This is a genomic window from Helicobacter sp. MIT 11-5569, from assembly GCF_000765695.2.
Classification (GTDB): domain Bacteria; phylum Campylobacterota; class Campylobacteria; order Campylobacterales; family Helicobacteraceae; genus Helicobacter_D.
Genome location: NZ_JRPB02000003.1, coordinates 22,792 through 44,076 on the forward strand (window position 1 = coordinate 22,792; position 21,285 = coordinate 44,076).

General features: G+C 34.1%; 37 protein-coding genes. 31 read left to right on the forward strand and 6 right to left on the reverse strand.

The genetic code is table 11. From position 1 onward, the window contains the following. Nucleotides 1-7: 7 nt before the first annotated feature. The 6 genes from LS70_RS03530 to LS70_RS03555 form a co-directional block, all read right to left on the reverse strand. The gene (locus LS70_RS03530) at nucleotides 8-373 is read right to left on the reverse strand and encodes a GtrA family protein (RefSeq protein ID WP_034287188.1); all 366 of its coding nucleotides are present in this window, start codon (nucleotides 371-373) and stop codon (nucleotides 8-10) included. Continuing rightward, nucleotides 370-1,836, reverse strand: coding sequence for a DUF6056 family protein (locus LS70_RS03535; protein ID WP_034287190.1), 1,467 nt, complete (start codon nucleotides 1,834-1,836; stop codon nucleotides 370-372). Before LS70_RS03535 ends, LS70_RS03530 begins: the two co-directional genes overlap by 4 nt. Then, nucleotides 1,820-2,773 (reverse strand): glycosyltransferase family 2 protein, encoded by a 954-nt coding sequence (locus tag LS70_RS03540; protein WP_034287192.1) that lies wholly within the window; start codon nucleotides 2,771-2,773, stop codon nucleotides 1,820-1,822. The genes LS70_RS03535 and LS70_RS03540 overlap by 17 nt, the downstream gene beginning before the upstream one ends. 110 nt (nucleotides 2,774-2,883) lie before the next feature. After that, nucleotides 2,884-3,537, reverse strand: a complete 654-nt coding sequence (locus tag LS70_RS03545) for an HAD family hydrolase (RefSeq protein ID WP_034287195.1) — start codon at nucleotides 3,535-3,537, stop codon at nucleotides 2,884-2,886. Nucleotides 3,538-3,545: 8 nt separating this feature from the next. After that, nucleotides 3,546-3,932 (reverse strand): hypothetical protein, encoded by a 387-nt coding sequence (locus tag LS70_RS03550; protein ID WP_034288918.1) that lies wholly within the window; start codon nucleotides 3,930-3,932, stop codon nucleotides 3,546-3,548. 22 nt (nucleotides 3,933-3,954) lie between these two features. Next, the gene (locus LS70_RS03555) at nucleotides 3,955-4,665 is read right to left on the reverse strand and encodes a Bax inhibitor-1/YccA family protein (RefSeq protein ID WP_034287197.1); all 711 of its coding nucleotides are present in this window, start codon (nucleotides 4,663-4,665) and stop codon (nucleotides 3,955-3,957) included. 109 nt (nucleotides 4,666-4,774) lie between these two features. Between LS70_RS03555 and gap the strand changes: the two genes are divergently transcribed. From gap to rpsD, 31 genes are all read left to right on the forward strand, one after another. Further along, the gene (gap, locus tag LS70_RS03560; RefSeq protein WP_138109337.1) at nucleotides 4,775-5,773 is read left to right on the forward strand and encodes a type I glyceraldehyde-3-phosphate dehydrogenase; all 999 of its coding nucleotides are present in this window, start codon (nucleotides 4,775-4,777) and stop codon (nucleotides 5,771-5,773) included. Nucleotides 5,774-5,775: 2 nt separating this feature from the next. Next, nucleotides 5,776-7,131, forward strand: coding sequence for a M99 family carboxypeptidase catalytic domain-containing protein (locus LS70_RS03565; protein ID WP_442906995.1), 1,356 nt, complete (start codon nucleotides 5,776-5,778; stop codon nucleotides 7,129-7,131). 1 nt (nucleotide 7,132) lies between these two features. Then, the gene (gene hemH / locus LS70_RS03570) at nucleotides 7,133-8,110 is read left to right on the forward strand and encodes a ferrochelatase (protein WP_034287199.1); all 978 of its coding nucleotides are present in this window, start codon (nucleotides 7,133-7,135) and stop codon (nucleotides 8,108-8,110) included. A 37-nt stretch (nucleotides 8,111-8,147) separates the two neighbouring features. Then, the gene (locus LS70_RS03575) at nucleotides 8,148-8,726 is read left to right on the forward strand and encodes a SoxW family protein (RefSeq protein WP_034287202.1); all 579 of its coding nucleotides are present in this window, start codon (nucleotides 8,148-8,150) and stop codon (nucleotides 8,724-8,726) included. A gap of 177 nt (nucleotides 8,727-8,903) precedes the next feature. Beyond that, the gene (gene rpsJ / locus LS70_RS03580) at nucleotides 8,904-9,215 is read left to right on the forward strand and encodes a 30S ribosomal protein S10 (RefSeq protein ID WP_034287206.1); all 312 of its coding nucleotides are present in this window, start codon (nucleotides 8,904-8,906) and stop codon (nucleotides 9,213-9,215) included. Between the two features lie 9 nt (nucleotides 9,216-9,224). Then, nucleotides 9,225-9,803, forward strand: a complete 579-nt coding sequence (gene rplC, locus LS70_RS03585; protein WP_034287208.1) for a 50S ribosomal protein L3 — start codon at nucleotides 9,225-9,227, stop codon at nucleotides 9,801-9,803. Nucleotides 9,804-9,814: 11 nt separating this feature from the next. Continuing rightward, nucleotides 9,815-10,429, forward strand: coding sequence for a 50S ribosomal protein L4 (gene rplD / locus LS70_RS03590; protein WP_034287210.1), 615 nt, complete (start codon nucleotides 9,815-9,817; stop codon nucleotides 10,427-10,429). A gap of 2 nt (nucleotides 10,430-10,431) precedes the next feature. Then, nucleotides 10,432-10,713, forward strand: a complete 282-nt coding sequence (locus tag LS70_RS03595) for a 50S ribosomal protein L23 (protein ID WP_034287211.1) — start codon at nucleotides 10,432-10,434, stop codon at nucleotides 10,711-10,713. Nucleotides 10,714-10,723: 10 nt separating this feature from the next. Then, the gene (rplB, locus tag LS70_RS03600; RefSeq protein ID WP_034287214.1) at nucleotides 10,724-11,551 is read left to right on the forward strand and encodes a 50S ribosomal protein L2; all 828 of its coding nucleotides are present in this window, start codon (nucleotides 10,724-10,726) and stop codon (nucleotides 11,549-11,551) included. 9 nt (nucleotides 11,552-11,560) lie between these two features. Continuing rightward, the gene (rpsS, locus tag LS70_RS03605; protein WP_034287216.1) at nucleotides 11,561-11,842 is read left to right on the forward strand and encodes a 30S ribosomal protein S19; all 282 of its coding nucleotides are present in this window, start codon (nucleotides 11,561-11,563) and stop codon (nucleotides 11,840-11,842) included. 10 nt (nucleotides 11,843-11,852) lie between these two features. Then, nucleotides 11,853-12,182: a 50S ribosomal protein L22 gene (gene rplV / locus LS70_RS03610; protein WP_034287217.1), complete on the forward strand. Its 330-nt coding sequence runs from the start codon at nucleotides 11,853-11,855 to the stop codon at nucleotides 12,180-12,182. After that, nucleotides 12,182-12,889 (forward strand): 30S ribosomal protein S3, encoded by a 708-nt coding sequence (gene rpsC / locus LS70_RS03615; RefSeq protein ID WP_034287218.1) that lies wholly within the window; start codon nucleotides 12,182-12,184, stop codon nucleotides 12,887-12,889. Before rplV ends, rpsC begins: the two co-directional genes overlap by 1 nt. 2 nt (nucleotides 12,890-12,891) lie before the next feature. Beyond that, nucleotides 12,892-13,317, forward strand: a complete 426-nt coding sequence (gene rplP / locus LS70_RS03620; protein ID WP_026943272.1) for a 50S ribosomal protein L16 — start codon at nucleotides 12,892-12,894, stop codon at nucleotides 13,315-13,317. Further along, nucleotides 13,304-13,495, forward strand: a complete 192-nt coding sequence (rpmC, locus tag LS70_RS03625; RefSeq protein WP_034287220.1) for a 50S ribosomal protein L29 — start codon at nucleotides 13,304-13,306, stop codon at nucleotides 13,493-13,495. The genes rplP and rpmC overlap by 14 nt, the downstream gene beginning before the upstream one ends. Continuing rightward, nucleotides 13,496-13,762: a 30S ribosomal protein S17 gene (rpsQ, locus tag LS70_RS03630; protein WP_034287222.1), complete on the forward strand. Its 267-nt coding sequence runs from the start codon at nucleotides 13,496-13,498 to the stop codon at nucleotides 13,760-13,762. Beyond that, on the forward strand, nucleotides 13,759-14,127 hold the full coding sequence (rplN, locus tag LS70_RS03635) for a 50S ribosomal protein L14 (RefSeq protein ID WP_034287225.1): 369 nt from the start codon (nucleotides 13,759-13,761) through the stop codon (nucleotides 14,125-14,127). The genes rpsQ and rplN overlap by 4 nt, the downstream gene beginning before the upstream one ends. Further along, complete coding sequence (gene rplX / locus LS70_RS03640; protein WP_034287228.1) at nucleotides 14,127-14,357, forward strand: 50S ribosomal protein L24; 231 nt, start codon at nucleotides 14,127-14,129, stop codon at nucleotides 14,355-14,357. The genes rplN and rplX overlap by 1 nt, the downstream gene beginning before the upstream one ends. 3 nt (nucleotides 14,358-14,360) lie before the next feature. Continuing rightward, on the forward strand, nucleotides 14,361-14,915 hold the full coding sequence (gene rplE / locus LS70_RS03645; protein ID WP_034287230.1) for a 50S ribosomal protein L5: 555 nt from the start codon (nucleotides 14,361-14,363) through the stop codon (nucleotides 14,913-14,915). Further along, nucleotides 14,908-15,093: a type Z 30S ribosomal protein S14 gene (locus tag LS70_RS03650; RefSeq protein ID WP_026943278.1), complete on the forward strand. Its 186-nt coding sequence runs from the start codon at nucleotides 14,908-14,910 to the stop codon at nucleotides 15,091-15,093. The genes rplE and LS70_RS03650 overlap by 8 nt, the downstream gene beginning before the upstream one ends. A 10-nt stretch (nucleotides 15,094-15,103) precedes the next feature. Next, complete coding sequence (rpsH, locus tag LS70_RS03655) at nucleotides 15,104-15,499, forward strand: 30S ribosomal protein S8 (RefSeq protein WP_034287232.1); 396 nt, start codon at nucleotides 15,104-15,106, stop codon at nucleotides 15,497-15,499. Nucleotides 15,500-15,508: 9 nt separating this feature from the next. Continuing rightward, a complete protein-coding gene (rplF, locus tag LS70_RS03660) occupies nucleotides 15,509-16,045 on the forward strand; it encodes a 50S ribosomal protein L6 (protein ID WP_034287235.1) in 537 nt (178 codons plus the stop codon). Between the two features lie 9 nt (nucleotides 16,046-16,054). Beyond that, nucleotides 16,055-16,411, forward strand: a complete 357-nt coding sequence (gene rplR, locus LS70_RS03665) for a 50S ribosomal protein L18 (RefSeq protein ID WP_034287237.1) — start codon at nucleotides 16,055-16,057, stop codon at nucleotides 16,409-16,411. 9 nt (nucleotides 16,412-16,420) lie between these two features. Next, entirely contained in the window at nucleotides 16,421-16,861 is a 441-nt protein-coding gene (gene rpsE / locus LS70_RS03670) for a 30S ribosomal protein S5 (protein ID WP_034287240.1), read from the forward strand. A 9-nt stretch (nucleotides 16,862-16,870) separates the two neighbouring features. Next, a complete protein-coding gene (gene rplO / locus LS70_RS03675; RefSeq protein ID WP_034287242.1) occupies nucleotides 16,871-17,272 on the forward strand; it encodes a 50S ribosomal protein L15 in 402 nt (133 codons plus the stop codon). Beyond that, nucleotides 17,272-18,531 (forward strand): preprotein translocase subunit SecY, encoded by a 1,260-nt coding sequence (gene secY, locus LS70_RS03680; protein ID WP_034287244.1) that lies wholly within the window; start codon nucleotides 17,272-17,274, stop codon nucleotides 18,529-18,531. Before rplO ends, secY begins: the two co-directional genes overlap by 1 nt. Beyond that, the gene (map, locus tag LS70_RS03685) at nucleotides 18,531-19,289 is read left to right on the forward strand and encodes a type I methionyl aminopeptidase (protein WP_034287245.1); all 759 of its coding nucleotides are present in this window, start codon (nucleotides 18,531-18,533) and stop codon (nucleotides 19,287-19,289) included. Before secY ends, map begins: the two co-directional genes overlap by 1 nt. A gap of 17 nt (nucleotides 19,290-19,306) precedes the next feature. Beyond that, nucleotides 19,307-19,525 (forward strand): translation initiation factor IF-1, encoded by a 219-nt coding sequence (gene infA, locus LS70_RS03690; protein WP_006801843.1) that lies wholly within the window; start codon nucleotides 19,307-19,309, stop codon nucleotides 19,523-19,525. 216 nt (nucleotides 19,526-19,741) lie between these two features. Beyond that, nucleotides 19,742-19,855, forward strand: coding sequence for a 50S ribosomal protein L36 (gene rpmJ, locus LS70_RS03695; protein ID WP_005022299.1), 114 nt, complete (start codon nucleotides 19,742-19,744; stop codon nucleotides 19,853-19,855). Between the two features lie 11 nt (nucleotides 19,856-19,866). After that, on the forward strand, nucleotides 19,867-20,235 hold the full coding sequence (gene rpsM, locus LS70_RS03700) for a 30S ribosomal protein S13 (protein ID WP_034287251.1): 369 nt from the start codon (nucleotides 19,867-19,869) through the stop codon (nucleotides 20,233-20,235). Nucleotides 20,236-20,245: 10 nt separating this feature from the next. Further along, nucleotides 20,246-20,638, forward strand: a complete 393-nt coding sequence (gene rpsK / locus LS70_RS03705; RefSeq protein ID WP_006801841.1) for a 30S ribosomal protein S11 — start codon at nucleotides 20,246-20,248, stop codon at nucleotides 20,636-20,638. A 9-nt stretch (nucleotides 20,639-20,647) separates the two neighbouring features. Beyond that, nucleotides 20,648-21,274, forward strand: a complete 627-nt coding sequence (gene rpsD, locus LS70_RS03710; protein WP_034287253.1) for a 30S ribosomal protein S4 — start codon at nucleotides 20,648-20,650, stop codon at nucleotides 21,272-21,274. The last annotated feature ends 11 nt before the right edge of the window (nucleotides 21,275-21,285 follow it).

The window sequence follows — 21,285 nt, forward strand, 5'->3', positions numbered from 1 at the left end:
CCTACTTTTAAGATTTGTTAAAAACAAATATTTTGCTTAATAGGAATCCAAAAATCGTATAACTTAAACATGCTAAAAATTGTGCAATATAGACATTTAATAAAAGGATTCTAAAACACAAAATAAGCACAATTAGATTAATAAGATATGCAATGCCCATTGTAAGAAAAAATTTTATTAATCCTTTAGTATTAGAATTTGCCTTGAAAGTAAAGCGACTATTGAGATAATACGAGCAATAAATGCCTAGTATGTAGCCCAAAAAATTAGCCAATTCTGCTCTTGTTCCTAAATAGGTTAGGAGAAAAATAGTCCCCATACCTATGAAAGTATTAAAGATTCCAATGATTCCATAAAGCAACAATTGCTTCATTCTATTCTAATGCTTTCAACTTCAAGATACTTTGAAAGAATTTGATTTGACCAGCTATCCATATCTTCACCTATAACTGCAAAATCTATAAAATATTTTTGCCTTATAAGGTATCGTTTTTTATCTTGTTTTGCGATGATGATATTTGTTTCGCCTAATGCTTTTTCTTGTGCGACAAATCGCGTCAGATTAGACCATTTGTTAAAAATTTGATAGCAATTAAAGCCAACAAACCCGATTCCAAATAGCAATAAAACACTGATGATTTTAGTTGTTCGTTTGAGATTAGCACAATAAAATTCTTTAAACATCATTAATATCATAATGAATAACAATAAAGAATCACCAAGCCTAGCTCTTTGTGGTAATCTGTGTATAAATTGAATCGGAATTAAAGCAATAAACAACCAAACTCCAAAAATCAGAACAAACCAATAATAAAACTTTTCTTTTCTAGCAAGTTTTATCATCAAAATTAAAATCACACCAAAAACTAATAAAGCGCAAATATTCTTAGTCCAAGCAAGAGCAGCAACCCATAAAGGCACAAGCGCAATCCATTGATAAGTTTTTAGTTTTTTATTTGTTTTGAAAATATAAAAAAGAGTAAATATAATTAAGAAAGAGCAAAAAGAAATGGAATAGGCGTGGTTAAAGGTTGAATTAATGGTGATTAATTTTTCTAAAAAAGATTGATTGAAAAGCTCTGATAGGCTAATGGCTATTTTATTTTCAATAGAATAAGACATTCTATTTTTTGCAGCAGGGGATAGAAAAAGCAAAATCCAACCCGTCCAAAATCCAAGACAACCAAAAAGATACCACAATGGAATCTTGATTTTTTTATAAAATGCCAAACCAATACTAAGCAAAAGAACCACACAAAGCGCAAGTCCGATATGCTCACTTGCCATTCCAGCACCAATAGCAAAAAAGCCAAAGAGGATTCCAATAAATAAAGATTTTAGCGTCCAAGCATTTTCTAAGGGAATACTATTATAAAATTTCCCCCAAAAGAATCTAAAAGGAAGTAAAAATAAGAGAATAAATCCAATTCCCCACAGATAATTAAAGGCTCCAGCCCCCCAAAGAAAAGTTGAACCAAAGCAAGAAAAAAGTAAAATCAACGCACACATTAGCATTAATGTTAAATAGTCCTGTTTATCCTTTGGCAAACTTCCACGAAAAAGCACAAAAAAACAAAGTATAAACAATACTCCCATCGCAGCATTGATTACATCAAAGATGATACTATCAACAAATCTTGCAAAATAGCCTGTGTATAAGATTTCTCCTATTCTTGCATTCCAACTAAAATAAGATTGTAATAAATTACCCTCTTTGGCTGTAAAATACATAGATAAATCATCTGCTTGTGGTGGGAAAAGAATATTAAAGAGTAATAATATTCCAAAAATTAGTCCAAAGACTCCAAAAAGTAATGTATTATTCTTTAAAGTCATAATTTTCCTTTATAATAAAATGTGGGCGATTTTTGGTTTGTTCATAAATCCTTGCGATATACTCTCCAATAATCCCTAAACCCATTAGTTGGATTCCACCTAAAAATATAATGGCACACATTAAAGAGGGATAGCCTTTAACATCACTACCAAATATCAAAGTATCAATAATAATCCAAGCCCCATAAGCAAAAGAAACCATACTAAAAATAAAACCAAAAATAAAAGCCAATCTTAAAGGTAAAGTAGAAAAGCTGACTAATCCTTCAATGCCATATTTAAAGAGCTTCCAAAAACTCCAACCACTTATCCCGGCTTCCCTTGGGATATATTCGTATTCTAAACATACTTTTTTGAATCCAACCCATTCAAAAATAGCCTTTGAAAACCGGTGGTATTCTTTTAAGCTCAAAATCGCTTCTACGACTTCTTTGCTCATTAAGCGAAAATCTCTAATGCCACTTTGGATTCTAACTTCGCTAATGAGTTGAGCAATTTTGTAAAAAACCTCGCTAAAAGCTGCTCTAATTTGACTTTCACCTTTGCGATTAGTTCTTTTGACGCAAACAATATCTGTTTTATTAGAGCAATAAATTTGGACCATTTCAAAAATCAATTCAATAGGATCTTGCAAATCCGCGTCTATTAGGACAATAGCATCTCCTTTTGAGTTTTGCAATCCGGCTAAAATCGCAGATTCTTTTCCAAAATTACGAGAAAAATTAATAATTTTGATACTTTCATCTTGTTGTTGTAGATGATTTAAGATTTGTAGAGTATCATCTGTGCTGCCATCATTAATAAAAATTAATTCATAGCATATTTTAGGATTAATCTGTGTTTGAATTGTATAGATTTGATGATGGATACAAGTATAAAATTTAGAGAGATTTAAGGATTCGTTATAGCAGGGAACAACAATGCTTAAAAGGGAGATTGTCTTGCCCCCCCCCCATTATTTTTAGCAAAATAATCTGTTTGTGATAGTTTATCCATTATGTATCCTTTGTAAAATTTTTATCAATTATAACAAAGTTAGGCAAAAATTTATTGCTTTAGCCTAGATTTGATAGATTGCACTGCTTCTAAAGCATTGTTTTTAATATTTTTTGTGTATCGTTGTAGTGTTTCTAAAGTTGCATAACCGCTTAAAACACCGATACTTTGGATATTAGCATTATTAGCAGCTTGTATATCAAGGGGTGTATCACCAATCATAAAAATATTTTCTTTTGGCAGTGGAGAAAATGCTTCTAAAGCCTTCAAAATTGGTTCTGCATTAGGTTTTGGGTGGGTAACGTTTTCTCTGCCAACGATACATGTAAAATAATTTCCTACACCCATATGGTCTAAAAGCATTTTAGAATATTGTCCTGTTTTTGTCGTAACAACACCCAAATGTGCAAAGGAATATGCTTCTAAGATTGCTTCTTTTGCGTAAGGCAAAAGTGTGGTTTTGGCATTGCAAATTTGGCGATAATGTTCTTTGTAAATGCTAATGTATTCTAAAATTGCATTTTCTTTGACTCCAAGCACACTAAACATCGTATCTAGTGTATGTCCAATTTGCGATGTAACAGAATCAAAAGTTGGAATATCTTGATTAAAATGCTTAAAGGCAAAGCAAAAACTTTCATAAACCGCTTCTGTGGAGTCAATGAGTGTGCCATCTAAGTCAAATAGAATAATAGAATTTTGCATTGGAATCCTTATTTGGTAAAAATAGTCGTTAAAATATCTTTTTCTAACGCATAAAGCGTATAACGAATACTCTTAAAATGCTCGCTTTCTTGAAGACTTCGTAACTTTAAGATTTCTTCTAAAACGCGTGCAGATTCTTGAGCGCGTTTGAAGTTTGCAATAAAAATATTTTCTAAGTTTTCTCTTTTTTGTTCATCTTTTGTAGAAGTTTTTAGCACATCTTTGATGGAATCACGTGTGTTTAGAATCTCTATGGAGTTTGCGATTCTGCATTGATGGCGGAGATTTTTAAGTGTTAAAGCAAAGTTTTTATGGTTAAAACCATAGCGCAAAATATCTTCAATTACGCGAATCCCCTCACGTAATCGATTGAGATTTGCATCAACAATACGCATTTGCGCATTGTCAAGTGTTGCATTATTCCTTTGTGCTAAAGATTCCAAGAATTTGAAGCAAAGAAATAAATAAATTTAAAAAGTCTAAATATAGACTAACTGCTGCCATTACAGGGCTATTATATAAGCCACGCACTATATTTTGTGTATCATAAGCAATAAAAATACTAAATAAAATTGCTCCTGCTCCAGCAAGTGCAACTTGTAAAATAGGGCTTCCTAAGAATAAATTAATTAAAGAGCCAGCCACGACAACAATAAGTGCAATGAAAAGCATTTTGCCCATACTTGCTAAATCTTTTTTAGTGCGGAGTGCAAAAATACTCATTACGCCAAAAATAGCTGTGGTTAGCAAAAATGCCTGCGCTACAATCGCTGCTCCACCGGGTAACCCTAAGATTCGACTAAGAATTGGTGTTAAAGTCAAACCTGTCATAAAAGTAAAAGCAAAAAGCAAAATCAAACTAATACTAGGCTTTGATTTGATAAATATTAAACCACCCAACAAAGCGAATTCCAAAATCACAAAACCAATATAATATTGTGAAATCAAATCTCCAAATGCAGAGATTCCAATATATGCGCCCACTGTTGCAGCAAGTAAAGAGCCAGCAAAAAGCTGATAAGTTTGTTTTACAAAGCTAATGAGTGCTGCATCACTTTGCAAAAGCGTGCTTTGCTCTGCATAGTTGTTATAACCATTACCCATAGGTTTTCTATCATATAAAGACATTTAAAAATCCTTAACAAATAAAATTAAAGGCGACATTATACCTTAAAAATATTAGGAATACTATTAAATATGTTACAATTTTAATTTATAACAACTAGAAGAGATTATGATGCAAAAAATTAAAGTCTTTATCAATGGTTTTGGTAGAATTGGGCGATCTATTGTGCGTGTGGCTTTGTGTGAAATGCAAGATTGCATTGAGATTGTGGGGGTCAATGATTTAGCAAGTCCAGAGATTCTAAGTTACCTTTTAACGCATGATTCTGTGCATCATAGTAAAAGAATTACACAAGACAATGATTCTTTTGTGTTTAATGGAGTAAAGATTCCATTTTCTCAATGTAAAAATCCTAGTGAAATTGATATTTTAGGAGCAGATGTTGTGATTGAAGCAAGTGGATTGTTTCTAAGTCAAAGTGATGTAGAATCACATTTGCAAAAAGGGGCAAAACGCGTGATTTTTTCTGCTCCTGCAAAAGATGCTACTAAAACTTTTGTGTTTGGTGTTAATCACACACAATATCAAGGGGAGAAAATTATTTCTAATGCAAGTTGCACAACAAATGCGTTAGCACCTGTAATTATGCTCTTAGATGAAGCTTTTGGTGTAGAAAAAGGAATCTTAACAACAATCCATAGCTATACAAATGACCAAAATCTAATTGATGCAGCGCATCGCAAGGGAGATTTTCGCCGTTCGCGTGCTGCCGCGCTTAATATAATTCCGACAACAACGGGAGCTGCAAAGGCTTTACATCTAGTTTTACCGCAAATGAAAGATAAACTACATGGACATAGTGTGCGTGTTCCCGTTGCTGATGTGTCGATGGTGGATTTGAATGTGAATCTTAATCAAAGTGCGACAAAAGAAGCGATTAATGCTTTGTTTTGTGAAGCAGCAGAAGGGAGATTGAAAGGAATCTTAGGGGTTGATAGGGAATATGGTGTTTCTCAAGATTTTTTGGATTGTCCTTTAAGCGGGGTTGTAGCACTTGATTTAACCTTTGTTTTAGCAGAAAATATGGCAAAGATTATGATTTGGTATGATAATGAATGGGGATATTCGCATAGAATCCTAGAGATGGCAATGTATATTTGTAAGGAATGAGATTGAGAAGATTATTAAAACAAATAATATGTGTAATTTTGGCAAGCGTTGCATTATTTGGCGCACAGGGAAATACTAAACAAGAGATTGTGATTGACACAAAAAATAAGGTTAAACAAAACACTCCTTTTGACCTTTACACATTAAAAGGTAAAGAAGATGGAGCGACATTATTAGTCATTGGCGGAATCCATGGAGATGAACCCGGAGGCTATTTCGCTCCCGCTCTTTTAGCGGATTATTACACAATCAAAAAAGGCAATGTGTTAGTTGTCCCAAATCTAAATCCTGATAGTATTATGGCATTTAGACGTGGAATCTATAGAGATATGAATCGCAAATTTGCTAGAATTGCAAAAAATGACCCAGATTTTAATAATGTAGAGCGCATTAAGAAGATTATCAAGGACCCTGAAGTAGATTTTATTATCAATTTGCATGATGGACATGGGTTTTATCGTGAGAAGTGGGAAAACTCTATTTTTAATCCCAAAGCTTGGGGGCAAACTTATGTAATTGACCAAAAAACTTTGGATAATGTGCCTTTTGGGGATTTGGATTCCATTGCCAAACAGATAGAATCTAGGCTCAATCAAAGCTTGCATTATGATTTTCATACCTTTGGTGTGCGCAATACAGAAACAAGAATCAAAGATGAAGAACAACAAAACTCCTTAACATTTTTTGCAGTAACACATCTTAAACCTGCCTTAGCGATTGAGACAAGCAAAAATATTAAAGAATTACCACTTAAAACATTGTATCAATTAAGTTCTATTGAAGCATTAATGGAGATTTTAGGGATTGAGTTTGAGCGTAATTTTACATTAGATTTAAAAGGTATTACACAAAAAATTGAAAGTTATGGCAGCGTGAAGATTAACAACAATATTACGTTGGAACTCAATGGTATTAAAAATCGTCTCAATTTCGTGCCATTGTTAAGCGATAAGAATCATTTTGCTTTTACGCACCCAATCGGTGGAGTTAAAAAAGTTAAAGATGGCTTTGAAGTCTATATTGGACACAAGCGTATCACACATTTAAAACCAGATATTTTTCCGATGCGTTGTAAATTAGAATCGCTAAAGATAGATGCTGATGGTAAGGAGATAGAAACGAGATTTGGAGAGAGTCTAGAGTTTAAAAAATACTTTTTGGTTAAGGGGCAAGATAATATGCGTGTAAATGTAATTGGATACTCTAAAAAGGGAGTTGTAAGTGAGCATAATATTAAGCTAAATAAAAATATGATAGATAAAAATTACGCATTAGATAAAAAAGGAAGTATATTTCGTGTAGAGATTTATGAAGGAAAAAATTTTTGTGGAATGCTAAATTTGCGTTTTAAGGAATAAGATGGAATCGGAGCAAAAAATTGCAGTTGTGCTTTTGAATATGGGTGGTCCAAATTCTCTTTTTGAAGTCAAAACTTTTTTAAAAAATATGTTTAATGATCCTTATATCTTGCCGATAAAAAGTGCATTTTTGCGTTCTGTTGTTGGGAGTTTTATTGTAAATAAACGCTTAGAGGAAGCGCAAAGCAATTATCAGAAAATTGGAGGAAAATCACCACTTGTTGGGCATACATTTGCGCTTTGTGAAGCTTTAAGTGCGTTAAAGCCAGAATACTATTTCACTTATGCAATGCGCTACACTCCGCCTTTTGCAGGTATGGTGGCGCAGGATTTGAAAGGGCGTGGAATTAAAGAAGTGGTGCTATTTAGTATGTATCCACATTTTAGCTATACCACAACAGTTTCATCAATGCAAGATATTTTAAGAGCATTTAGAGAATGTGCATTTTCTCCAAAAATGGTGCAAGTGGAACGTTATTATAAAGAAAAAGCTTATAATTTAGCTGTATTAGAGCGGATTAAAAATGCGCTAAATGGAGAGGATTCTAAAGATTTTCATTTGGTGTTTTCTGCACATTCTCTTCCAAAGAGAAATATAGAAAATGGCGACCCTTATCAAAAAGAAATTTTAGAGAATGTGGCAATTTTAGAATCTCTTTTTAAAGAATGCGGGTTAGAGTTTGCAAGTATTAAAGTAGCGTATCAATCTAAAATTGGTCCTATTAAATGGTTAGAGCCAAACTTGCAAGATGTATTACCAAAATATAAAGGCAAGAAATTATTAATTTATCCTATTGCTTTTACAATGGATAATTCCGAAACGGACTTTGAGCTTTCTTGCCAATACAAGGAAGTTGCGCAAAAAGTTGGAATCGTAGATTATCGTGTAGCAAGATGTTTAAATTCTGGTGTGGATTTTGCGGAGTGTGTTTTAGGAATCGTAGAAAAATATAAGGAATCTAACAAGGAAAATGAATAATAAGATTTGTTAGGATTCCATTTTAATAAGGAATAAAATGCGAAGTTTTTTAATTCTATTAATTGCATTATTTGGAATGTATGGCTGTCAAGATGAAACAAGTGCCAATGCGGTAACAAGCGGAACAAATTATACAAAAGAACAGAAAAAGGCTATGGAGAATATTGATATTAATTCTTATGCAGAAGTTGCAGATGTTTTTCTGGAAACAAACACAATTAAAAGCAATGGTTTGCCATATTTTTTAGTTTTTTCTGCTAATGGCTGTGTGTATTGTGATCGTTTAAAAGACCTTATTAAAGAAAATGCTGAAATTAAGGAATTTTTGAAAGAAAATTATGCACCTTATTATATTAATGTAAGTTATTCTAAAACGCATTTTGTGGAATTTATAGATAAAAGTGTTGTTACAGCAGATTTGGCAGAGAAGTATGGGGTTAAGCCTACCCCAACGCTTGTGTTTTTAAGCAAAAGCGGCAAAGAGTTATTTGTGTATCCGGGTTTTATGCCAAAAGAGAGATTCCAAAAAGCTTTGGAGTTTTTTAAAAATCCAGAACTAGAAAATATGGAATCGCAAAATATCAAACAAGCATTTCAAGATTTTATTCAATCTTAAAAAGAGAATCCTATCTTCATAAAAAATAATTTATTTCCTTAATTAAAGGAAATAAATTGTAAAAAACAGATTATTTTTCTCCATAAAGTATTGCTAAAAAGAACTAAATATCTGTATAATTCCAGCTTCCAATATTACATTAACAGCAATGTTAATGAGTTCTTTGAAGGAAAATAAATGGAAAAAATTAGACTTAAGTTAAAAGCGTATGACCATCGCGTTCTTGATAGATCAGTTGTTTCAATCGTTGAAGCTGTAAAAAGAACCGGTGCAGAAATTCGTGGTCCTATCCCACTTCCAACAAAAAAGAGACGATATACAGTCTTAAAATCTCCCCATATCAATAAAGATTCAAGAGAGCAATTTGAAATTAGAGTGCATACAAGAATTATTGATATTGTCTCAGCGACTCCTGAAACTGTGGATAGCTTGACAAAATTAGATATGGCACCCGAAGTGGATGTAGAAGTCCGTTCAATGGGTAAATAAGGGGTATAAATGGAATTTTTAGTAGAAAAAATTGGAATGAGCCGAACTGTTGGCAAGCCAAGTATTCCTGTAACTTTACTAAAGGTGAAAACTGCAAAAGTGTGTGAAGTTTTAGAAGGCGGTAAGGCTTTAGTTGCTTATCATCAAGGCAAAAGCACAAACAAATCTATTGTAGGACAGCAAAAGAAATATAATCTTGATAAAGAATATAATAAATTTGCAACACTTGAAGTAAGCAATACAGAAGCAGGAGATTTGGATTTGTCTTCTTTAGAAACTGCAAAAAGAGCAAAAGTTTCTTTTAAGACAAAAGGTCGAGGATTTAGCGGAGTTATGAAACGCTGGAATTTTCAAGGTGGTCCAGCAGCGCATGGTAGTAGATTTCATAGAGCACCCGGTTCTATTGGAAATCGTGAGTGGCCGGGTCGTGTTCAACCGGGCAAAAAAATGGCAGGACATTATGGCAATGAAAAAGTAACTGTTCAAAATGAGATTGTTTCTTTTGATAAAGAACATGGAGTATTGGTTTTGAAAGGTTCTATTCCGGGCTTTAATGGCGCATTTGGTAGATTGAAAATTGTAGGTTAAAGGGTTGTGAAATGAGTAAAGCAATTATTTTAGATAAAAATTTAAAAAAATCTGGTGAAGCACAATTACCAGAAAGCTATAAAGATATCAATTCACATAATCTTTATCTTTATATTAAATCATTTTTAGCTTCAATGCGTGCAAATAATGCAGCAGCAAAAACACGCGGTAAAGTTAGCGGTGGTGGAAAAAAGCCTTGGAGTCAAAAAGGTGGCGGTAGAGCAAGAGCAGGAAGTATCACTTCTCCTGTATTTGTGGGTGGTGGTGTCGCACATGGTCCTAGCAATAACAAAAACTATAATCTAAAAGTGAATAAAAAACAAAAAAGACTTGCATTACAATATGCTTTATTAGAAAAAGCGAATAATGGTAGTTTGTTTATTGTGGATAAAATTCAAGTTGAAAGCGGCAAGACGAAAGATGCTTATACAATGTTTAAGACACTAAATCAAAGAAATACATTATTTGTTTCTGAAATTTTTGATGAAAAAACATTTTTAGCATTTAGAAATATTAGAGACTGCTACTTAATTGATGGTGCTGAATTAAATGCTTACTTAGCAGCGACATTTAGATCTGTGGTGATTGAAAAATCGCTTTTTGAATCTATCACTAAAGAGGGTTAAGAATGGCAAGTATTACAGATATTAAATCTATTATGTATACAGAGAAGTCTTTAAAGCTTCAAGAACAAAGTGTGCTTGTAGTGCAAACTTCTCCAAAATTAAGTAAGACACAACTTAAAGAAGTGTTTAAAGAGTATTTTGGTGTAACGCCATTGTCTATTAATTCTTTAAGACAGGAAGGAAAAGTTAAAAGATTCCGCGGCGTTATTGGTAAAAGAAATGCTTTCAAGAAGTTTTATGTAAAGCTTCCAGAAGGTGCTAAAATTGAATCCCTAGCGGTATAAGGAGTAAATCATGGCAATTAAAACATACAAACCATACACTCCTAGTAGGAGATTTATGAGCAATTTAAGCTCAGAAAATATCACTGCTAAAGCTAGTGTAAGAAAGTTATTAGTAAAACTTCCTGTGCATGCGGGACGTAATAATAATGGTAGAATCACAAGTCGTCATAAAGAAGGTGGAGCAAAGAAGCTGTATAGAATTATTGATTTTAAACGCAATAAGTTTAATGTTGAAGGAAAAGTAAGCGCAATTGAGTATGATCCATATAGAAATTGTAGAATTGCTTTAATCACTTATATAGATGGCGATAAGCGTTATATCATTCAACCTAGTGGCTTAAGTGTTGGCGATAAGATTATTGCAGCAGAAGGTGGGTTAGATATTCGTTTGGGTTATGCAATGAAACTTAAGAATATTCCGATTGGAACAGTAATTCATAATATTGAAATGTATCCTGGTCGCGGAGGACAGCTCGCAAGAAGTGCTGGAGCAAGTGCGCAACTTATGGGTAGAGAAGGTAAATATTCTATTCTAAGAATGCCAAGTGGTGAAATGCGCTATATTCTAGGTGAATGTATGGCAACAATCGGAACAGTTGGAAATGAAGATTTTGCTAATATTTCTATTGGTAAAGCAGGACGTAATCGCCATTTAGGAGTGCGCCCACAAACTAGAGGTTCAGCAATGAATCCAGTAGATCACCCACATGGTGGTGGTGAAGGCAAGACAGGTTCAAGCGGGCATCCAGTTTCTCCATGGGGTATGCCAGCTAAAGGTTATAAAACACGTAGAAAGAAAGCAAGCGATAAGCTCATTATTTCAAGAAGAAAAAAATAAGGAATATAAATGGCTAGATCAATAAAAAAAGGTCCTTTTGTTGATGAACATTTAATGAAAAAAGTTATCAAGGCAAAAGAGACAAAAGATAATAAACCAATTAAAACATGGTCGCGCAGAAGCACAGTTATTCCTGATATGATAGGTTTAACTTTTAATGTGCATAATGGTAGAGCTTTTGTTCCTGTTTATATAACAGAAAATCATGTCGGTTATAAGTTAGGGGAATTTGCACCTACAAGAACTTTCAAAGGGCACAAAGGTAGTGTCCAAAAGAAAATTGGTAAGTAAGGGGTGATTAATGAGTAAAGCATTATTAAGATATATCCGTTTATCCCCAACAAAAGCTAGATTGATTGCTAAAGAAGTGCAAGGAATGAATGCAGAGCTTGCTATTGCCTCTTTGGAGTTTATGCCAAATAAAGCAGCAAGAGTTATTTCAAAAGTTATTGCTTCTGCAGTTGCAAATGGTGGTTATGAGGCTGAAAATGTTATTGTTTCTTCTTGTAGAGTCGATGCTGGTCCTGTGCTTAGACGCTTTACGCCAAGAGCAAGAGGAAGGGCAACTCCAGTTAGAAAACCAACTTCACATATTTTTGTGGAAGTATCACAACAAAGTAAGGATAAGTAATGGGTCAAAAAGTTAATCCGATTGGTCTAAGACTTGGAATCAATAGAAATTGGGAATCAAGATGGTTTCCTGCATTTGACAGTGCGCCGCAAAATATTGCTGAAGATTATAAAATTAGAAAATTCTTAAAGAAAGAACTTTATTATGCAAGTGTTAGTGATATTTTGATTGAGCGCACAGCAAAAAAAGTGCGTGTTACAGTAGTTGCGGCACGTCCGGGAATTATCATTGGTAAAAAAGGTGCAGATGTTGAAAAGTTAAAAGAATCTTTAAAGAAAATTGTCAATAAAGATATTTTTATCAACATTAAAGAAGTTAAAAAGCCACAAAGTAATGCGCAGCTCGCAGCAGAAAGTGTAGCAACGCAACTTGAGCGCCGTATTGCATTTAGACGTGCAATGAAGAAAGTAATGCAAGGTGCGATTAAATCTGGTGCAAAGGGAATTAAAGTTCGTGTTTCTGGTCGTTTAGCAGGAGCTGAAATGGCAAGAACTGAATGGTATATGGAAGGTAGAATCCCACTCCATACCCTAAGAGCAAAAATTGATTATGGTTTTGCAGAGGCTTTGACAACTTATGGAAACATTGGTGTAAAAGTTTGGATTTTCAAAGGCGAAGTTTTGCAAAAAGGAATCCAATCAGAAAAGCAAAATGAAGATGGTGAAGAAAAATCAAGCCGTCCAGCAAGAAAGAGAAGGGGGCAATAATTATGTTGATGCCAAAAAGAACAAAATACAGAAAGCAAATGAAGGGTAGAAATCGCGGTAAAGCATTTCGTGGAACTTCATTGGCATTTGGTGAGTTTGGGATTAAAGCTATTGAACATGGAAGAATTGACTCTCGCCAAATTGAAGCAGCACGTATTGCTATGACACGTGCGACAAAAAGAACAGGTATGGTGTGGATTCGTGTTTTCCCAGACAAACCATTGACTGCTAAACCTCTTGAAACAAGGATGGGTAAAGGTAAAGGTGCTGTTGATAAATGGGTAATGAATATCAAGCCAGGTAGAATCATTTATGAGATGGGAAGTGTTGATGAATCTCTTGCAAGAAGCGCATTAGCTCTTGCGCAAAGTAAGCTCCCTTTTAAAACAAAAATTGTAACAAGAGAGGGTGAAAATGAAATATACTGATATTAACATTAAAACCGTGGAAGAGTTAAAAGCTTTATTAAAAGAGAAAGAAACACTTTTATTTGAGTTAAATTTGAAATTAAGGACAATGCAATTAACAAATTCTAGTGAAATAAGAGTTGCAAGAAAAGATATTGCTAGAATCAAGACAGCTCTTAGCGAGAAAAGGAGGGCGTAGATGAGTAATGCACAACCGCATAAGAGAGTTATTGCTGGTAAGGTAGTAACTAAAACAGGAGACAAGAGTGTAACAATTCTTGTTGAAAGACGTGTTATGCATTTAAAATATAGAAAAATCGTTAAAAGATTTAAACGCTATATTGTGCATGATGAAAATAATAGTGTAAAAGTTGGTGATGTAATTGAAGCGATTGAGTGCAAACCACTTTCAAAGAGAAAAGCATTTACGCTTCACAAAGTTGTATCTGTAGGAGTTGAATTATGATTCAAAGTTTTACAAGATTGAATGTTGCTGATAACAGTGGAGCAAAAGAAGTAATGTGTATTAAAGTCTTAGGCGGAAGCAAAAGACGTTATGCGACTATCGGTGATGTTATTGTAGCTTCTGTAAAAAAGGCTTTGCCTAGTGGTAAAGTAAAAAGAGGTCAGGTTGTTAAGGCGGTTGTAGTAAGAACAAAAAAGGAATTGCATCGTGAAGATGGAGCTCTAATTCGTTTTGATGATAATGCAGCTGTAATTTTAGATAGCAAAAAAGAGCCTATTGGAACGCGTATTTTTGGACCAGTTGGTAGAGAGATTCGTTATGCTAATTTTATGAAAATCGTATCATTGGCTCCGGAGGTATTATAATGGCGAAATTTAAAATTAAAAAAGGTGATTTAGTAGAAGTAATCACTGGAGATGATAAGGGCAAGAAAGCAAAGATTTTGCGTGTATTGCCTAAAACTTCACAAGTTATTGTAGAAGGTTGCAAAGTGGCAAAAAAAGCTGTAAAGCCAACAGATAAAAATCCTAAAGGCGGTTTTATAGACAAAGAAATGCCTATGCACATTTCAAATGTTAAGAAAGCGGAGGATTAATTGATGTTCGCATTAAAAGCTGCTTATAAAAGTGAAATTAGGGCGAAACTAGCAGAGGAATTAGGGATTAAGAATCCTATGCTTTTGCCCAAATTGGAAAAAATTGTAATTAGTGTTGGTGCGGGTATGCACGCAAAGGATACAAAAATTATGCAAAATATTGCTGATACTGTTTCCCTAATCGCCGGACAAAAAGCAGTAATTACTATTGCTAAAAAATCTGTTGCAGGATTTAAAATGCGTGAAGGAATGCCTATGGGTGTGAAGGTTACTCTAAGAGGAAATCAAATGTATAACTTCTTGGAAAAGTTGATTGTTATTGCGCTTCCAAGAGTAAAAGATTTTCGTGGGGTTCCGCGTAATGGTTTTGATGGAAGAGGAAATTATAGCTTTGGTGTGAATGAACAATTAATTTTTCCAGAGGTAGTTTATGATGATATTATGGTAAGTCATGGAATGAATATTACATTTGTAACTTCAGCAGAAAATGATAAAGATGCATTTAAATTGCTTGAACTTTTTGGCTTACCTTTTACAAAAGGAAGAAACAATGGCTAAAAAATCTATGATTGCAAAGGCAGCAAGAAAGCCTAAGTTTAAAGTTAGAGCATACACAAGATGTTCTATTTGTGGCAGACCACATTCTGTGTATAGAGATTTTGGTATTTGCCGTGTTTGCCTTCGTAAAATGGGAAATGAAGGTTTAATACCTGGACTTAGAAAAGCAAGCTGGTAAGGGGGTAGATATGGTAAATGATATTATTGCAGATTCATTAACTAGGATTAGAAATGCAAGTATGCGCCGTCTAGATACAACAAATTTATATTATGCAAAAATTGTTGTATCTATCCTGGAAGTTTTTCAAGCAAAAGGATTTATTGAAGGCTTTAAGGTGATTGAACAAGGTAAAAAACAATCCATTAATGTTGTTTTAAAGTATGATGAAAAAGGGTATTCTGTGATTAATGAGATTACTAGAATCTCAAAGCCAGGAAGACGTGTTTATAAAAATAGAAATGAGTTGAAGCGTTTTAAAAATGGTTATGGAACAATTGTTGTAAGCACTAGTAAAGGTGTTATTGCCAATGAAGATGCTTATAAAGCAAATGTGGGTGGCGAAGCCCTTTGTAGTATTTGGTAGGAGAATGTAATGTCAAGAGTTGGAAAAAAACCTATTAGCATTCCAAGTAGTGTTCAAGTTAGCATTGAAGGAAGCAAAATAGTTTTTAAGGGTGGCAAGCTAACAAAAGAGTTAGAAACTTATGGGCGTGTAGGTGTCGCATTTAAAGATGGTGAATTAAGCTTTACTTTAAATGGTGATGATGCGCAAGCTAGAGCCTATTGGGGAACTTATAGAGCATTAGCTAACAATATTGTAGTTGGTCTAACAGATGGTTTTAGCAAGCAATTAGAAATTAATGGCGTAGGTTATAAAGCAGTTGTTAAAGGTAAAGTTTTAGAGCTTTCGCTTGGATTTTCTCATCCTATTAACTATGGCATTCCAGAAGGTGTTGAAATCTCCGTTGATAAAAATTTTATTATTATTAAAGGTTCTGATAAACAACAAATTGGACAAATTGCGGCGGAGATTAGAGAGTTTAGACCACCAGAACCATATAAAGGCAAAGGTGTGAAATATTCTGATGAGCGCATTATCCGCAAAGCTGGTAAAACTTCTAAAAAGTAAGGATAGATAATGGCAAATAAAATTATTAGACAAAAAAGAAGTTTAAGATTTAAAAGAAAGCTTAGAATTCGTGCTAAAGTTTTTGGACGTGCTGCAACTCCTAGATTGAGTATTTTTCGTTCAAATAGATATTTTTATGCACAGGCAATTGATGATGTAAATGGTGTAACTTTAGCAAGCGTTGATGGCAAAAAAATGGGCTTAAAAAATAATAAAGATGATGTGAAAAAAATTGCTGCTGCGTTTGCAGAAAATCTTAAAAAAGCAAAAATTTCTGAAGTTATCTTTGATAGAAATGGCTATTTATATCATGGCGTTGTTGCAAGTTTTGCTGATTCTCTTCGTGAGAATGGAATCAATCTTTAGGGGATATTTATGGAAATTAATAGAGAAGAATTTGAAGAATATGTTGTCAATGTTGGACGTGTTACAAAGGTTGTAAGTGGTGGACGTAGATTCCGTTTTAATGCTTTGGTTGTTGTTGGCAACAAGGCAGGTTTAGTAGGTTTTGGTTTAGGTAAGGCAAAAGAAGTTCCAGATGCTATCAAAAAAGCTATTGACGATGCATTTAAAAATATTATCAAAGTGAATATTAAAGGAACAACAATTGCGCATGATGTGCAAGAAAAATATAATTCAAGTATTGTGTTGTTGAAGCCTGCTAGTGAAGGAACGGGTGTTATTGCTGGTGGTTCAGTGCGTCCAGTATTAGAGAAAGCAGGAATTAAGGATATTTTGACAAAATCTTTAGGTTCAAATAATCCTTATAATGTTGTGCGTGCAACTATTGAGGCTCTTTCTAAGGTAAAGGCATAAGGAGATTGTATGGCGTTAGAAAATTTAGCACCTGCTAAAGGCAGTGTGAAAAAAATTAAAAGAATAGGACGAGGACAAGGTAGTGGTATGGGTAAAACCTCCACAAGAGGCGGAAAAGGTCAGACAGCAAGAACTGGATCTAAACAGAAAAGAGGATTTGAAGGTGGGCAACAACCTTTACAACGCCGTCTCCCAAAAGTTGGTTTTAATAGTCGTGTTGAGAAACCTTATGTAATTAATGTAGATATGATTAAAACAGTAGCAAATCTAACAGAAATTACTTTTGAGACTATCAAAGGTGTGCATAAATTCCCATCTTATACAACAAAAATCAAATTAATTGGTGTAGAAGCTAAAAATCTTACATCGAAAATTAAAGATGAGAGAATCACAACAAGCGGACAAAAATAATGAATAAGGCACTTGTCAATAAGATTCTTATTACGTTAGGCTTTCTTTTAGCCTACCGAGTGTTGGCGTATGTTCCAGTGCCGGGTGTTGATACAATGGTGATTAAATCATTTTTTGACAATAATGCTTCTAATGCACTTGGTTTATTTAATATGTTTAGCGGTAATGCTGTGGAACGTCTTAGTATTATTTCGCTAGGGATTATGCCTTTTATTACTGCATCCATTATTATGGAACTTTTAGCGGCTACTTTCCCAAATTTAGGCAAAATGAAGAAAGAACGTGATGGTATGCAAAAGTATATGCAAATTATTCGCTATGCTACAATTGTAATTACTATTATTCAAGCAGTTGGCGTTTCTATTGGATTAAAAAGCTTAGGAACGGGTGCTAATGGTGCAATAATGATTGATATGAATGTATTTATTGCAATTTCTGCTCTTTCGATGCTTTGTGGAACAATGTTGTTAATGTGGATTGGTGAGCAAATTGCACAAAGAGGAATCGGAAATGGAATTAGCTTAATTATCTTTGGTGGAATTGTGTCAGGAATCCCAAGTGCAATTGCAGGCACATTTAATCTTGTGAATACAAATCAAATTAGTTGGCTTGTATTATTGTTTATTGCTGCAATTATTGTAATAACTGTTGCTTGTATTATTTATGTAGAGCTTGGGGAGAGAAGGATTCCTGTATCATATTCTCGTAAAGTTGTAATGCAAAATCAAGATAAGCGTATTATGAATTATATTCCTATTAAGATGAATTTAAGTGGAGTGATTCCACCTATTTTTGCTTCAGCACTTTTGATGTTTCCTAGCACAATTTTGCAAAGCTCTTCTAATAGTATAGTCATGCAGATTGCTGATTTTTTAAATCCAAATGGATATTTTTATAATGTATTGATGTTTCTCTTTGTAGTGTTTTTTGCATATTTTTATGCTTCTATTGTGTTTAATCCCAAAGATATTTCAGAGAATTTAAAACGTCAAGGTGGTTTTATTCCGGGAATTCGACCGGGAGAAGGAACTGCTAATTTTCTAACAGATATTGCTAGCAAATTAACATTATGGGGTGCTTTATATTTAGCACTTATTGCAACACTTCCTTGGATTTTAGTTAAAGCTTCTGGAGTTCCTTTTTATTTTGGTGGAACAGCGGTGTTAATTGTCGTGCAAGTTGCTGTGGATACGATGCGTAAAATTGAAGCACAAATTTACATGAATAAGTATAAAACGCTTAGTGCAGTAGGTTTGTAATGGCAATAGCAATTAGAAAACCCGATGAGATTAAGGCTTTAAGAGCAGCAAATAGAATCGTGGGAAAAACACTCAATCATTTAAAGTCTCAAATAAAGCCCGGAATTTCATTAAAAGAATTGGATCAAATGTGCGAAGATATGATTCGCTCTTGTGGCGCGATTCCATCTTTTAAAGGTTTATATGGTTTTACAGGTTCAGTTTGCACGTCAGTCAATGAAGTCATAATTCATGGAATTCCAACAGATTATAAACTGCAATCTGGAGATATTGTAGGGCTTGATATTGGAACACAGTTAAATGGTTGGTATGGAGATGGAGCAATAACTTGTGGCGTTGGAGAGATTTCTCAAATGGACCAGCGTTTAATTGCTTGTTCTAAGGACGCTCTGTATTTTGCAATTTCTCAAATTAAAACCGGAATGCATTTTAAAGAATTAAGTGCAATTTTAGAGCAATTTATTTTAGAATATGGATATGTCCCCTTGCGTGGTTTTTGTGGGCATGGGATTGGTAGGAAGCCACATGAAGAACCAGAAATTCCTAATTATTTAGAAGGTAAAAAAGCCAAGCAAGGCGATAAAATCAAAGAGGGAATGGTGTTTTGTATTGAACCTATGATTTGCCAAAAAGATGGTGAGCCAAGAATTTTAGAGGATGATTGGAGTGTAGTTTCAGTAGATGGTTTAAGAGGTAGTCATTATGAACATACTGTTGCAGTTATTAATGGAAAAGCAGAAATTTTGTCTGTTGAATAAATTATAAAAGGAATACAGTGGCAAAAGATGATGTAATTGAAGTAGATGGAATCGTAAAAGAAGCATTGCCTAATGCAACTTTTCGCGTAGAGCTTGAAAATGGGCATATTATTTTATGTCATATTGCTGGACGTATGCGTATGCACTATATTAAGATTCTACAAGGAGATAAAGTAAAGATTGAGCTAACGCCTTATAGTTTGGATAAGGGTAGAATTACTTTTAGATATAAGTAGTTTTTAATAAATTTTTAAGTATAATTCGCATTCTTTTGCAAAAATTATATGTTTTGCATAGTCGTTTAGGTAGCTTGAAAATGCCTTAGAGGACTATAAACTCAATGCCTATTTTATTTAGGAAGCAATAGATTTGTATTTCAAAGTAATGTGTATCGGGATTTTCCTGTAGAGCAGTATTTTATGAGGCATAGCCTTTAGAAGTAGGAGTAAGTTATGAAAGTGAGACCTTCTGTCAAAAAAATGTGCGACAAATGCAAGGTTATCAAAAGAAAAGGCGTGATTCGAGTGATTTGCGAGAATCCAAAACATAAACAAAGACAAGGTTAAAAGGAAAAATAATGGCGAGAATTGCTGGTGTTGATTTACCCAAAAAAAAGAGAATTGAATATGCTTTGACTTACATCTATGGTGTAGGTTTAAAGACTTCAAGAGATATTTTGAATTCTGTAAATATTTCTTATGACAAAAGGGTTCAAGACCTTAGTGAGGATGAAGTTTCTTCGATTGCAAAGGAAATTCAAGCTCACCATATCGTAGAGGGTGATTTGCGCAAAAAAGTTACAATGGACATTAAAGCTCTTATGGATTTAGGGAACTATCGTGGTTTAAGGCATCGTAAAGGACTTCCCGTTCGTGGTCAAACAACAAAAAATAATGCAAGAACACGAAAAGGTAAGAGAAAAACTGTTGGTAGTGCATCAAAGTAGGGAGTAAATAATGGCTAAAAGAAATGTAAATAAAAAAAGAGTGGTTAAAAAGAATATTGCAAGAGGCATCATTCATATTTCTGCTGCTTTTAACAATACAAGCGTAACAATCACAGATGAAATGGGCAATGTCATTTGCTGGAGCACAGCAGGTGCATTAGGATTTAAAGGAAGCAAAAAATCAACTCCTTATGCAGCGCAACAAGCGGTTGAAGATGCAGTTTCTAAAGCAAAAGAACATGGAATTAAAGAGCTTGGAGTAAAGATTCAAGGTCCCGGAAGCGGTCGTGAAACTGCAGTAAAAAGCTTGGGAAGTATTGAGGGAATCAAGGTTCTATGGTTTAAAGATGTAACACCATTGCCGCATAATGGTTGCCGTGCGCCAAAAAGAAGAAGAGTGTAAGGAGAGATAATGGCAAGATATAGAGGTCCTGTTGAAAAGATTGAAAGAAGATTCGGTGTTAGTCTTGCATTAAAAGGCGAGCGCAGATTAGCAGGTAAAAGTGCTTTAGATAAACGCCCTTATGGTCCAGGACAACATGGACAAAGAAGAGGGAAAATTTCAGAATATGGAATCCAACTTAGAGAAAAACAAAAAGCAAGAATGATGTATGGTGTTTCTGAAAAGCAATTTCGCGCAATTTTCGTAGAAGCAAATAGATTAGAAGGAAATACTGGGGAAAATCTAGTAAAATTAATTGAAAGAAGACTAGATAATGTCGTTTATAGAATGGGTTTTGCGACCACAAGAAGATTTGCAAGACAGCTTGTTGTACATGGACATATTTTAGTAGATGGAAAAAAGCTCAATATCCCTTCAGCATTAGTTGGTGTTGGGCAAAAAGTTGAAATTTGTGAAAAAACAAAGAAAAATCCACAGGTCCAAAGAGCAATTGAGCTAACAAAACAAACTGGAATTGCTCCATGGGTTGATGTGGATCAAGATAAAGTGTTTGGAATCTTTACACGTCTTCCAGAAAGAGAAGAAGTAGTGATTCCAATCGAAGAAAGGCTCATTGTTGAGTTGTATTCTAAATAATTTGTAGGAAA